Annotated in this window: 15 protein-coding genes; 11 read left to right on the forward strand and 4 right to left on the reverse strand. The window is 39.5% G+C overall.

All coding sequences use genetic code 11. The annotated features are described in order from the left end of the window. Positions 1 to 3: 3 nt before the first annotated feature. Complete coding sequence (locus A361_RS08690) at positions 4 to 786, reverse strand: C39 family peptidase (RefSeq protein WP_009331003.1); 783 nt, start codon at positions 784 to 786, stop codon at positions 4 to 6. A gap of 180 nt (positions 787 to 966) precedes the next feature. Here A361_RS08690 and A361_RS08695 point away from each other — a divergent pair, with 180 nt between their 5' ends. The 3 genes from A361_RS08695 (at position 967) to A361_RS08705 (ending at position 3,465) form a co-directional block, all read left to right on the forward strand. Beyond that, positions 967 to 2,184, forward strand: a complete 1,218-nt coding sequence (locus A361_RS08695; protein WP_009331002.1) for an EAL domain-containing protein — start codon at positions 967 to 969, stop codon at positions 2,182 to 2,184. A 78-nt stretch (positions 2,185 to 2,262) separates the two neighbouring features. Then, the gene (locus tag A361_RS08700; RefSeq protein ID WP_019381660.1) at positions 2,263 to 2,502 is read left to right on the forward strand and encodes a hypothetical protein; all 240 of its coding nucleotides are present in this window, start codon (positions 2,263 to 2,265) and stop codon (positions 2,500 to 2,502) included. A 255-nt stretch (positions 2,503 to 2,757) separates the two neighbouring features. Beyond that, positions 2,758 to 3,465: a DUF3993 domain-containing protein gene (locus A361_RS08705; RefSeq protein WP_019381661.1), complete on the forward strand. Its 708-nt coding sequence runs from the start codon at positions 2,758 to 2,760 to the stop codon at positions 3,463 to 3,465. Positions 3,466 to 3,550: 85 nt separating this feature from the next. Here A361_RS08705 and A361_RS08710 read toward each other — a convergent pair whose 3' ends face one another. Together A361_RS08710 and A361_RS08715 are read right to left on the reverse strand one after the other, a co-directional pair. Beyond that, a complete protein-coding gene (locus tag A361_RS08710; RefSeq protein WP_009330999.1) occupies positions 3,551 to 3,793 on the reverse strand; it encodes a glutaredoxin family protein in 243 nt (80 codons plus the stop codon). 59 nt (positions 3,794 to 3,852) lie between these two features. Further along, positions 3,853 to 4,803, reverse strand: coding sequence for an MBL fold metallo-hydrolase (locus tag A361_RS08715; RefSeq protein WP_019381662.1), 951 nt, complete (start codon positions 4,801 to 4,803; stop codon positions 3,853 to 3,855). A 184-nt stretch (positions 4,804 to 4,987) separates the two neighbouring features. Between A361_RS08715 and A361_RS08720 the strand changes: the two genes are divergently transcribed. From A361_RS08720 to A361_RS08745, 8 genes are all read left to right on the forward strand, one after another. Beyond that, positions 4,988 to 5,224 carry a YkuJ family protein gene (locus A361_RS08720; protein ID WP_019381663.1) on the forward strand — a complete coding sequence of 79 codons (237 nt, stop codon included), beginning with the start codon at positions 4,988 to 4,990 and terminating at the stop codon, positions 5,222 to 5,224. Between the two features lie 104 nt (positions 5,225 to 5,328). After that, entirely contained in the window at positions 5,329 to 5,478 is a 150-nt protein-coding gene (locus tag A361_RS29860) for a hypothetical protein (RefSeq protein WP_019381664.1), read from the forward strand. A gap of 51 nt (positions 5,479 to 5,529) precedes the next feature. Further along, positions 5,530 to 5,673, forward strand: coding sequence for a hypothetical protein (locus A361_RS29695; protein WP_019381665.1), 144 nt, complete (start codon positions 5,530 to 5,532; stop codon positions 5,671 to 5,673). A gap of 71 nt (positions 5,674 to 5,744) precedes the next feature. Next, entirely contained in the window at positions 5,745 to 6,191 is a 447-nt protein-coding gene (gene cbpB / locus A361_RS08725) for a cyclic-di-AMP-binding protein CbpB (RefSeq protein WP_009330996.1), read from the forward strand. Between the two features lie 145 nt (positions 6,192 to 6,336). Beyond that, entirely contained in the window at positions 6,337 to 7,836 is a 1,500-nt protein-coding gene (locus A361_RS08730) for an MDR family MFS transporter (RefSeq protein WP_033196564.1), read from the forward strand. Positions 7,837 to 7,987: 151 nt separating this feature from the next. After that, complete coding sequence (locus A361_RS08735) at positions 7,988 to 8,884, forward strand: LysR family transcriptional regulator (RefSeq protein WP_019381667.1); 897 nt, start codon at positions 7,988 to 7,990, stop codon at positions 8,882 to 8,884. Positions 8,885 to 8,976: 92 nt separating this feature from the next. Beyond that, on the forward strand, positions 8,977 to 9,687 hold the full coding sequence (gene dapD / locus A361_RS08740; protein WP_009330993.1) for a 2,3,4,5-tetrahydropyridine-2,6-dicarboxylate N-acetyltransferase: 711 nt from the start codon (positions 8,977 to 8,979) through the stop codon (positions 9,685 to 9,687). 120 nt (positions 9,688 to 9,807) lie between these two features. Then, positions 9,808 to 10,932 carry an N-acetyldiaminopimelate deacetylase gene (locus A361_RS08745; RefSeq protein WP_019381668.1) on the forward strand — a complete coding sequence of 375 codons (1,125 nt, stop codon included), beginning with the start codon at positions 9,808 to 9,810 and terminating at the stop codon, positions 10,930 to 10,932. Positions 10,933 to 11,040: 108 nt separating this feature from the next. On the opposite strand, the gene A361_RS08750 is transcribed toward A361_RS08745, so the two are convergent. Beyond that, the gene (locus A361_RS08750) at positions 11,041 to 11,901 is read right to left on the reverse strand and encodes a mechanosensitive ion channel family protein (protein WP_019381669.1); all 861 of its coding nucleotides are present in this window, start codon (positions 11,899 to 11,901) and stop codon (positions 11,041 to 11,043) included. Positions 11,902 to 12,183: the final 282 nt, after the last annotated feature.

Consider the following 12,183-nt stretch of genomic DNA (forward strand, 5'->3'; position numbering starts at 1 on the left):
TATCTATTGGTAACTTACTGCTCTGGATTGCAATGCTTTCCATGATGAGATGAATCGTTCTTTAGAAACCTTCACCTGTTTTTTCCCTGAGAGGGGATCGTTTAGAATAACAAACTGTTCATCATAGCCTACCAATACGACTGCATGAAGATCTAAAGGAGTTTTAATGGTTTTGCCGGAGTGAGTCCAGGACTCCCAGCGGTCAGGAAGCCTATAATCTCCTGTTGTCCAGACCACAGCAGGATATCCCTTGGATACATGCATAAGAATCGCTTCAAAATTTTGGCCGGATAAATTTACGGCTCTTCCGGGAAGATATTTATTCACTAATTCTTCAATTGGTTTATCAAAAACAGCGTAGCCTGCACTTGTCCCGGTCATATCTCCTACAAATCCTTCTGCTGGATTACCCCATTTTAAAATATCGCCTTTTGAACGTATCAGCGGATCATTATCTTTCTTTACTGCATTATACAAATCCATTTTCCCTACTTGCACACCTGCATGCCGCAGGACCATTGTCAGGCTGGTTACTTCGCATCCATACTTCAATTCGGGGTTTTGTCTGATTAGTGGAACATCAATGATGACAGATTCCTTTTTCACAGCCGCAGGAGTTTTCGGAGATTGGGCTGTTGCTTTCTGCTGTACCTTCTTTGCCTTTACTGGTATTTGTGCATCCAGATCTTTTGAGGCCATGTCAGGCTTTTGCAAAGGACTGGCAGGTTCTGAATGGCCGCAGCCAAGCAAAGGAATAAGAAGGGATATAAATAGGAGATTTCTCATGAAATACCCTCTTTCTTTGATGTCCTGATATTAGCTTGTGAGAGAAGGCGCGGCAATATGATGCAAAGCTTTTGCCAAACAATGCTGTTTTATCAAAAAGTGGAATCTATATTTTGAATAGTAAAAGTTTTAAGCGAATATGGTATAATAACTCATTAATATACATAGGGAGGCTAGGACATGGATGCATTGGATATCCTTACAGATTTGGATAATGTATTTCCTTATTTCCAGCCAATATTCAGTGCAGATGAGCATCGTGTCATTGGTTATGAGGTTTTAGGCCGATATAGAGGATCTGATGGAGTTATAAGTAGTCTGGGGCCGTTCTTCCAGGATGAGAATATTCCTGAAGAATACCGGATTGAAGTAGATTATGAAGTATTAAAAAAGGCTTTGGATAAGGCCCGGGACCTGGATAAGGATATTTTGCTTTTTGTCAACAGGGATGCTGACTTGCTCATGTATAATGACGGGGAACAATTTTTAAATACCCTCCAGGAATATGAAAAACAAGGAATAAGCCTTGACAGGATTGTATTGGAAATTACAGAACGGAATTATAAGGGAGATATTGACCATCTGGACCATCTATTGAATTATTACAGGACTTATGGAATTAAATTAGCAATAGATAAACTTGGAAATGAAAGCAGTCATCTCGATAGGATCGGGCAATTGGCTCCCGACATTTTAAAGGTGGATCTGGAGTCCATGAAATCAAATGCTTCTGCTTATAATTTTAATGATATCCTCTATTCTTTATCCATGCTTGCCAGGAAAATAGGAGCGAGCATGCTTTTTGAAAATATTGAAATGGTTTACCAGCTTCAGTTTGCCTGGAAAAATGGAGGCCGTTATTATCAAGGTTATTATTTGCAAAAACCGGCTGAAAATTTCACTGATAGAGATATTTTAAAGGAAAAATTTCGAAGTGAATGCCATCGGTTTATTGTACATGAAAAGAAAAAACTGGAGTCCTTGTATCAGGTTACACTTGAGTTCAACGAAAAGATGATTGATTTTGCAAATAAAAATAAAAAGGTTTTTGTATATGAAGAAACCTTGGAGCAGATTGCGGTTCTTCTGGATGGTGCAGCTTTTCGCCTGTATATTTGCGATGAAGATGGATTCCAGAAATCTGCGAATTACTTCAAACGGGATGGGGAATGGATAACCCAGGAAGAATATCTTCACAAAAACTGGAGCTGGCGGCCATACTTTCTTGAAAATATCATGAAAATGCGAATAAATAAAAAAGGTATCCTCTCTGATTTGTATACTGATATTGAGACAGGTGAAACAATCAGGACGTTTTCCTTTCCGCTTAATACCAATGATTACTTATTTGTGGATCTATCGTATGAATTTTTATACAACCATGATGGGTTATTATAAGCATAAAATTTTAAAAGTATAAACAATCTTAATTTGAGGAAATGTAAGTGTAGAACTTTCCTTGAGGAGAGATTAGACATGAGCATGTACACATTGATCATTTTACTAATTGGAGTGGGTATCCTTGGATACTCCTTAGTTTACACTTTGTTTGTTGCAAAAGAGCGAAAAGCCGTAAAGGGCGATATTGATGCAGAATTGCCGGATAATGTTCAGAAGCATGCATATATTAGAAATCCGATTTTTCTAACGTATGTGATTTTCTTTGGAATTGTTCTTGTTATGATTATCTATTTTGCACTTACATGGAATTGGTAAAGACCCTCATAGGCAGGGTCTTTTTTTATTGAAATGGGTACATGCAGCTGATTAACAATATTTACATCATTATTTATATACACTTTTCCGCTTATTGCGTTAATTCTTTGTCAATTCGGGTATATTCATAACAAGAAAAGAATTATTATGTCAAAACGTAAGAGAATTTCGGGTGCGAAAACCGGCAACAGCAGCTTTATTTGCTGGTAAAATTGATGGTACACAATAGTAAACGATTAAGAAAGGGAGAGTGGAATGTACAAGCACTTAGCAGGAATTATTATAACAATTGCAGTCATGGCAGCAGCGATTCCTTCCCATACAAATGCCGAGAGCCTTAACAATAACCAAGAGGTATACAAATTCTTGCAAAATGCATTTCATACACAGGTTTCGCTGAGCGAGGAAGAGCGAAGCATGAAGGAAGTCGATGAATTGCTTGACCCATATTTTTCTGAAGAGCCTAAAGCTGAATTTCTGAATGAAAACCTTGTTTCAGAGAATGGCAAGTATTTTACCCTTGGATCTGATGCTGCTGCATATTACATTCCCTTCTTTACGTATTCAGATAGTACAAAAGTAGTTAAAGAAGGAAGCAAAATTTATGTGTATGAATACTTTCCGGAAAATAATGAAGGCCCAGTAGAATACGAAGGTCACTATGAGGGACTTTTACTTGTGGAACAAGAAGGGGAATTTAAAGTCGCCAAATTCCTGGGTGAAAATATACCCGAGAAAATTTTAAAGAAAGCCGAGAGTAATGAAGAAGCAGCAACACAAAGCTCATTTAAAACACCTGAAAATCCAAATTGGATTAACAAACCGTCGTATCAATTCGGTTTCCTGCTGAATCCATTCGACGCTTTGTTTCGTTCCGGAAGTATGGTTTTAACAGATAATAAACAAGGTATAATTGCTTTATTTGAACATCAGGAATTAAACGGGCAGCTGGCATCCAATTAGATGATAGGAGCTTAAAAGCTTAGCTTTTAAGCTCCTATTTTTATTATTGCAGCCTGACAGGCAGGAGATCCATGCAATTGAAGTTTCACTTTATGCCATCATCTAATACAGATTGCAGTCTTTCCAGGTCAAATCCCCTAATGACAGTATCTCCGATGACAATTGTTGGAGTGGAAAAAGATTTATATTGTCTGGTCAGCTCTTTGTGGGCTGCTGCATCTTTTTTAATATCTTTTATCGTATAAATATATCCTTTTTCATTCAAAAACATCTTCGTAATCTCACAGGGCGGACAATCCGGCTGTGTGTATAAAACAATTTCTTTCAAAGTGCTTCCCCCTGAGTTTTTTGTTATTCCATCATAATGCAGGATATTAAAGTAAGCAATCAGTTTGTTTTTTGCATATAATCTATCAATCCCATAGAGCAGACAGCGATATCCACAGAAAGGATCTTATATACAGGGTGGTCAGATGGGATGCCTCTGCCATTTAGATTGGCTTTAATTTTTTCTTCAAGCATGGCTTGCGCTGCCTGTGTCTGCTGATCAATAGAACCGCCTTCAGATACGGCAATTCTGCCTGTATGGAGGAATATCTTAAGCCAATCCTTAATTTGCCTGTAGACCTCTTTTGGGTTTGTACTCATTCCATAATGGCCAAAGAAAATAAAATCAAGATCCATTTTTTCATACATGCCAATGGATTCGAGCATTTTGCCTGGATCGAATTGGTTTGGTGAAGTTGAGGGCAGATACATTTCAATTCCATTTTCTTTTAATTGAGGATAAGATACACCAGCCGTGTCTCCTGTGAACATTCCATTTAAAGCAGGATGAAAGATACTGAAGTGGTGATTAGCGTGCCCAGGTGAATGAAAAAATTTCAGAGTGCAATTTGGTCCTATTTTAAGCTCTTCTTCATGTTCTTTTGTGATAATTTTATCCTCTCGAACAGGCAAAATAGGATTAAACAGTCCATCAAATTTATCTCCGTAAACAGCTTTTGCACCAGCAATTAAGCGTGAAGGATCTGCTAAGTGCCTGCCGCCTTTCGGGTGGACAATAACCTTTGCATTCGGACAATGGGTTAGTAAAAGGCCTGTGCCGCCTGCATGGTCAAGATGAATATGGGTAACGATGATATACTCAACTTCCTCAGGCCGAATGTGAAGCTGGCTTAGCCCTTCCAGTATGTAGGGAATTGAAGGGCTTGCGGAAGTTTCAATCAAAGTCAGCTTTTCCTCTGTTAAGACATATGTACCGGTACGTTTTTCCAGTGAAAGATCAAAATCGTCAATTAAATATAGATTTTCCGCTAATTTTTCAGGTTTTGCCAAAAAAAATCACATCCTTTATAAAGCTTTTGCTTGTACAAACACCTGACAATATTTTATTCTGTTAATATTGGTATGTAAAGCATCGAGCTTGAATATTCTGAATTTATTTCTTTAGGATAGAAACATGCCAAAAGAGAAACCTAAATGTAGAATTATGGGTTTTGTTTTGGAAAGGAGAGAGAGCATGTCACAGCTTCAAGGTATATTAACACGCTTAAAGAGCTTACAGGAACAAGCAACAGGCGGAGAGCCAATGCAAAGATTTTTTGAGGTGAATGGTGAAAGGAAATGCCAGGTAACTTTTCATCCGAAAAATGAAACATTTGAACTGGAAGTATATTACGATAAAGAAAAGCCAAAAAGATATCAATTCGACAACATTGATATGATTACGATCGAAATTTTCGATTTGATTCAATAATCCACCATATACATAAGGGGCCTTTTGGGCCTCTTTTCTTATTAAAAACAGCTTGAAGAAAAAGCGTGCTATAATATGAAATATCAATCTTCCAGAGGTGTGAAATGTATTATCTGCTCATGATTTTGCTGTTTTTTACAGTTCTTCTTTTGCTTGCAGATTTAATTAATACAAAAAAAGAAGTAATCCGGATCAGGAAAACTCTTGAAGAAATGAAAGAAATTTTAAAAGATAATAAGGACTCGAAAAAATAGGTATTGAGAACAATAAGTAATAAAGGACCCTTTGATTTGAGGTGAAGCAGAATGATGCCAATTGTAACATGTCCAGGATGCATGGCTGAAAAAGACATCGATGCCGTTTTAACCGCACAGTCCAATCAAAATGTTATTTTTCGCTGTCCTGACTGCGGCTATGAAGTAAAAGACATTCAAACGAGCAAAGGTTAATAGGGGCAAAATGCCGGAGACTATGATAAAATGGGTAAGAAGTATAACTAATTTTTGAGGAGTTTTCGGCGATGATCAGTCTCCATAGCGAGGAATTTTTAGAATTTAACATAAGTGATTTCATGATTCCTTCTGAACGGGTAGCACATGTACAGGTTGGCAATAACCTGGAGCATGCCCTCTTAGTGTTAACAAAAAGCGGATATACAGCAATACCTGTACTAGACCCGCAATATAAGCTGCAGGGCTTAATCAGCACACCCATAATCATGGATTCTATTCTCGGGCTAGAGCGGATCGAATTTGAGCAGCTGGAGCAAAAAAGGGTTGAAGAGGCTATGAACAGAAATATCCCGCGGCTTGATGCTGAGTCCTCTATACAGCAATCGATCGAGCTTTTAGTTGACCATCCCTTTATATGTATAGAAAACAAGGAAGGCTACTTTGAGGGAATACTGACTCGCAGAACAGTTTTGGATCAATTAAATAAGCACATCAGACGATTAAATAAGCGATAAACATCATTCAGCTCCCAGCAGTGGGAGCTTGCTTTATTTTCAATGATGAGAGTACCGGTGTATTTATTTCCGCTACTTGCAGGCGTTATTCATGTTTTTATTCATTTTGGAGGGGAAATGCTTGAGTCAGACTTTACATAAAAAAATGCCGGAAGGAAAGAGAAAAGTTACGAAAAAGCCTTTTGTGCTTGCTTCAGTTATGCTTGCCATGTTTATGGGAGCTATAGAGGCAACCATTGTTTCAACCGCAATGCCTGCCATTGTAGGGGATTTAGGCGGATTTGCTTTATATAGCTGGGTGTTTTCAGCTTATCTGTTAATGAATGCTGTGACTGTTTTAATTTATGGCAAGCTCTCAGACTTATTTGGGCGGAAGCCCGTTTTGACATTCGGGATTATCATATTTTTAATTGGTTCCATTTTATGCGGTTTTGCTGAATCGATGACAGCACTGATCATTTTCCGATTAATCCAGGGGGTTGGAGCTGGAGCAGTCATGCCGATAGCAACCACCATAGTCGGGGATATCTATACAAAAGAGGAAAGGGCACAGGTTCAGGGTTATTTATCAAGCGTATGGGGTATTTCAGCCATAATGGGTCCTGCAATAGGAGGGCTTCTAGTTGAATTCGTCAGCTGGCGATATGTTTTTTGGGTGAACATTCCGCTTGGCATTATGGCTATAGCAGGCTTATGGCTCTTCCTTCATGAGAATGTGGAAAGAAAAAAGCATCAGATCGATTATGCAGGGGCTGTGCTATTAACGGTTTCCATCTCATCTCTGATGTTTGTGCTTGTTGAGGGAGGAACAAATTGGGCATGGAATTCCATCGAAGCAATCAGCCTTATAGCGGTTAGTGTGATTTCCTTTATTTTATTTATCCTGCAGGAACAAAAAGCTGCAGAGCCGATGATGCCTTTTAATATTTGGAAGGAAAAACCGATTTTAATTGCTAATTTAGCTTCACTGACAACTGGTGTGATGCTGATAGGGATTTCCAGTTTTCTGCCGGCATTTGTCCAGGGTGTGATGGAAAGGTCGCCGATTGTTGCAGGTTTTACACTTACGACCATGTCGATAGGTTGGCCAATAGCTTCTGCAGCTGCAGGCAAGCTTCTTTTGAAAATTGGTTTTAGAAGCACCTCTGTAATAGGGGGAGTATTCTTAATTGCAGGGAGCTTATTATTTGTCACACTCACTCCTGAAGCAGGACCTGTATGGGCGGCGGCTGGAAGCTTTCTGGTCGGGGCCGGCATGGGATTAACTAGCACTGCTTTTATTGTATCCATTCAGAGTACAGTGGAATGGAAGCAAAGAGGAATAGCTACTGCTGCCAATATGTTTATGAGAAATCTTGGCAACACTATAGGAGCAGCCTTGCTGGGCGGGATTCTGAACAGCCAGATAAAATCATATATACAGAATAATGGTGAAGGCATAGATTCCAGCCTATCTTTAGATTCAGCAAATGTACTTTTAAATGAAGAAGCGAGAAACAGCCTGAATACGGGAGTGAAGGAAATCCTGCAAAATGGTCTCACCATTTCACTTCATTCAGTGTATTATGCGGTACTATTATTTGCTGTTATAAGTTTCTTACTGGTAATTGCTCTGCCAAAGCATGAAAAGGAAGCTGCCGATTAAACGGCAAGAGATCTCTGCATTTAATTTGCAGAGATTTTTATATTCTTAAAGAACTGTAAGCTTTTAAGGTGCTGATGTCCTTTCTAATGATAATGAAACTCTAATTCAATTAAGATATACTATAAGAAAAAGTTATGAGGGGAAGATGTTTATGTCTTCACTTACGGAATTTCACCTTTTATCAGTGCTGGCACAGGAAATGAATATGAGAAAAGCGGCTGAACGTTTATTTGTTTCGCAGCCAGCCCTTTCACAGCGTCTTGTAAATATTGAAAAGGAATGGGGCAGCAAACTATTCCTCCGCTCACAAAAGGGTTTGTCACTGACGCCCGCTGGAGAAATCGTATTACAATTCATTAATGAAGTTCTTGCGAAGGAAGAAAAGGTCAGGGAGTCAATTACAGCCTTGAATTCAGAGGTCCATGGCACCTTAAAAATTGCAGTTGCTTCAATCGTAGGGCAGAATTGGCTGCCTCAAGTTCTTAAGAAGTTTGTCAGCCGCTATCCCCAGGCAAAAATTTCACTGATCACCGGCTGGAGCAGTGAAATATTAAAATCGCTCTATGATGATCAGGTTCACATTGGAATTATTAGAGGGACTCCGGACTGGAAGGGGATTAAAATCCCTTTATTTAAGGACAGTCTTTATCTAGTGGATACAGAGATTACAAGGCCGGAGCAGGTCCTTGAAACAGACAGGCCCTTCATTCAGTTTAAGAGTGATTCCAACTATTATCAGGAAATTCAGGACTGGTGGCTGCGGCAGTTCAAAACGTCTCCAAAACGGACAATAGTAGTTGATCAAATTGAGACGTGCAAGCAAATGACTTTCAATGGAATAGGATATGCCATTCTTCCAGCCATTACACTGAATGGTGCGGAGAAAAATATTTTTAAAATCCCGCTGCTGGATGAAAATAATTTGCCGATTAAGCGTGATACATGGCTGCTGGGATATGAATCCGCCTTTCAGCTCAAGCAAGTTCAGGCATTTGTTGAGTTAATTAAGGAGCATATTGAAGAAGAAGGAAAAGGATATCACCCATGACTTCTATTTTCATTTATTTTTCTTGTTTTCAGCGCTTTTGTTTGTTAAAGTAATGCTAGTTGCAATGTTATACATAGAGGAGGATTTTTAATATGAAAATGATGGATGCCAATGAGATTATTTCATTTATCCAGAACAGCACAAAATCAACACCTGTAAAGGTTTATATTAAAGGTGAATTAGAAGGAATCGACTTCGGTGATTCAGCAAAGGCCTTTATAAATGGCAGTACCGGTGTGGTTTTTGGTGAATGGTCTGAAATTAGCCAGGCAATTGAAGCAAATCAGTCACAAATTGAAGATTATGTTATTGAGAATGACCGCAGAAACTCAGCGATTCCACTGCTTGATATGAAAAATATTAAAGCCCGCATTGAGCCGGGGGCAATCATCCGCGACCAGGTTGAAATCGGTGATAACGCTGTAATCATGATGGGGGCATCCATTAATATTGGTTCAGTGATCGGAGAAGGTACAATGATTGACATGAATGTTGTCCTTGGCGGAAGAGCAACAGTCGGCAAGAATTGCCATATTGGAGCAGGAACTGTGTTGGCTGGAGTTATTGAGCCTCCTTCAGCAAAACCTGTTGTTGTAGAAGATGATGTAGTTATAGGAGCCAATGCAGTGGTTCTGGAAGGTGTAACTGTTGGTAAGGGTGCAGTAGTTGCGGCAGGTGCGATTGTCATTGATGATGTGCCTCCTTACACTGTGGTGGCAGGAACACCAGCTCGTGTAATTAAAGAGATTGATGAAAAGACTAAGTCTAAAACAGAAATTAAGCAGGAGCTTCGCCAATTATAAGAGTTTGAAAGCGTGGATTGCGATCCGCGCTTTTTCTAAAGGTGAAAGCCTTTTGGTTACCCAAGACTGCTATAGCGTTAATGAAATATAAGGGGCATTTTTAACAAGGGGGAAGAAAGTTTGGACACAAACAATCCATTCGTTGCATTACGGCGGGAGCTGCACAAAATACCGGAGTTAGGGTTCCGTGAATTTAAAACACAGCAGTTTCTATTAGATTACCTGTATTCTCTTCCTCAGGACAGCATGGAAATTAAAACTTGGAAAACAGGTATTCTTGTGAAAATCAGCGGCAGGAATCCGTCCAAGATGATTGGGTATCGTGCTGATATAGACGGCCTCCCAATCATTGAGGAAACAGGCCTGCCGTTCAAATCCGTGCATAGTGAACAAATGCATGCCTGCGGACATGATTTTCATATGTCGATTGCACTTGGCCTAATAGCAAAATTTATAGAAGAACGCATTAACGATGATTTACTGTTTATATTTCAGCCAGCAGAAGAAGGGCCTGGCGGAGCAGAACCCATGCTTAAATCTGAAATAATGAAAGAATGGAAGCCGGATATGATATTGGCTCTCCATATTGCTCCAGAATATCCCGTCGGAACAATCGCATTGAGAGAAGGGCTGCTGTTTGCAAATACCTCAGAACTTTTCATTGATTTAAAAGGAAAAGGGGGACATGCAGCATATCCGCATAATACCAATGATATGGTTGTGGCAGCATGTACTTTGGTCAGCCAGCTTCAGTCCATCATTTCAAGGAGCATTGATCCTTTGGACAGTGCAGTCGTTACAATCGGAAAAATTACAGGTGGCACCGTTCAAAACATCATAGCTGAAAAAGCGAGGCTTGAAGGTACCATCCGAACGTTATCCCCTGAATCAATGAAAAAGGTAAAAAGCAGGATTCAGGCGCTAGTAAAAGGAATTGAAGTTGGGTATGAATGTGAAGCTTCAATCGACTATGGAAGCATGTATCATCAGGTTTACAATGAGACAGCCTTAACGAAGGAATTCATGGAGTTTGCGCGTTCCAACACAGACATAAACGTTGTTGAATGCCGGGAAGCCATGACAGGTGAGGACTTCGGATATATGCTTGAAGAAATTCCAGGCTTCATGTTTTGGCTTGGGGTCGATTCAGAATACGGACTTCATCATGCCAGGCTGAATCCAAATGAAGCGGCAATCGAAAAAGCGATTGAATTGATTGCAGCATATTTAAGGTATAAAGGATAAGTCAGCTCATTTTGCAATAAGTATTTACTAAATAAAGTGGAAATGTTAAAAAAGCTGATTTCGCAGCACCTTTTTAGGTTCTGCGAAATCAGCTTTTTGCTTACGGTTTTATCCGGCAGCACTTTCTGATCCTGCGTGTTTTTGAATGAGCACCTGATGAGGGAATGGAATTTCGATTCCGTTAGCTTCCAGGGCTTCCTTCAGTGCTTTTCTCAGCTGCCGTTCGACAGCCCACTGTTCCATGTTTTCTGTCTTTGCAATAATTCTTAATACAACATCCGATGAGCCTAATGTTTGTACGCCAATGACATTAGGTCCTTCCACAATCGCCTGGTTTACTTCGGCGATTTTGTCGCAGGTTTCCTGAAGTACTGTGATAGCTTCATCAATATTGTCATCATAGGAGATTCCTATATCAACCAGTGCGCGCATATTGCCGCGGGAATGATTGCTCAGACTGGTAATCTCCCGGTTCGGGATATAATGCAATGTACCGTCAAAACCGCGGATTTGAGTAGTTTTTAATCCAATTTGCTCCACTATTCCTGAGTAGCTTCCGGTAGTAACATAATCACCGACATCAATTTGCCTTTCCAGCAATATAAAAAATCCTGTTACTACATCGCTGACAAGGCCTTGAGCTCCAAAGCCGACCGCCAATCCGACTACCCCGGCACCGGCAAGAATGGCAGTTGCTTTTATACCGAAAATCTGAAGAATCGTAACAGCAAAAATAAAAATAAGTACGTAAGAGAAAATGTTTTTAGCAAGACTTTGCAGTGTCTTCGATCTTCCCGGAGATATTCTTTCCTTCCTCCCGATTCCCTCAAAACTTTTATGTATTATTTTATTCCCCGCAGACTTAACGATTAAAAATGCAAAATAGATAGCTGCCAGCTTTAATAGAATAAGTCCGGCATCAATCAGCAGGGCTTCCCAATTTATTTGCGATAAATTTAGATTCTCCATTCTAACGCTTCCTTTCAGTATGATTAAAGTCATCATTTTATCGCAACAGCACTTTATATGCAAACGGTTAGCCTTTCTATCATTCGGGCAGCTCTATATACTGGCTGGATGTGAAAAACTAAATTACTGATATGCAGGATTTTAGATCGAAAGCCTTTTAGCGATTTCAAAGGGTATTAATAAAGATTAGGAGTTTGAATAGACTCATTAAGAAGATAAGCTTAAAAAAAGTGGAAAAATCAAACAAAAAGGGGTGGAAAAATACTTCGAAACTCGATATAT

This window comes from Cytobacillus oceanisediminis 2691 (genome assembly GCF_000294775.2).
GTDB lineage: Bacteria > Bacillota > Bacilli > Bacillales > Cytobacillaceae > Cytobacillus > Cytobacillus pseudoceanisediminis.

Excerpts from the sequence above, each read along its gene's own strand:
- A361_RS29860 (WP_019381664.1), top strand. The coding sequence starts at position 5,329 with ATGTATTATCTGCTCATGATTTTGCTGTTTTTTACAGTTCTTCTTTTG.
- A361_RS08690 (WP_009331003.1), bottom strand. The coding sequence starts at position 786 with ATGAGAAATCTCCTATTTATATCCCTTCTTATTCCTTTGCTTGGCTGC.
- A361_RS08735 (WP_019381667.1), top strand. The coding sequence starts at position 7,988 with ATGTCTTCACTTACGGAATTTCACCTTTTATCAGTGCTGGCACAGGAA.
- A361_RS29695 (WP_019381665.1), top strand. The coding sequence starts at position 5,530 with ATGATGCCAATTGTAACATGTCCAGGATGCATGGCTGAAAAAGACATC.
- A361_RS08720 (WP_019381663.1), top strand. The coding sequence starts at position 4,988 with ATGTCACAGCTTCAAGGTATATTAACACGCTTAAAGAGCTTACAGGAA.
- cbpB (WP_009330996.1), top strand. The coding sequence starts at position 5,745 with ATGATCAGTCTCCATAGCGAGGAATTTTTAGAATTTAACATAAGTGAT.
- A361_RS08700 (WP_019381660.1), top strand. The coding sequence starts at position 2,263 with ATGAGCATGTACACATTGATCATTTTACTAATTGGAGTGGGTATCCTT.
- dapD (WP_009330993.1), top strand. The coding sequence starts at position 8,977 with ATGAAAATGATGGATGCCAATGAGATTATTTCATTTATCCAGAACAGC.
- A361_RS08695 (WP_009331002.1), top strand. The coding sequence starts at position 967 with ATGGATGCATTGGATATCCTTACAGATTTGGATAATGTATTTCCTTAT.
- A361_RS08705 (WP_019381661.1), top strand. The coding sequence starts at position 2,758 with ATGTACAAGCACTTAGCAGGAATTATTATAACAATTGCAGTCATGGCA.
- A361_RS08730 (WP_033196564.1), top strand. The coding sequence starts at position 6,337 with ATGCCGGAAGGAAAGAGAAAAGTTACGAAAAAGCCTTTTGTGCTTGCT.
- A361_RS08750 (WP_019381669.1), bottom strand. The coding sequence starts at position 11,901 with ATGGAGAATCTAAATTTATCGCAAATAAATTGGGAAGCCCTGCTGATT.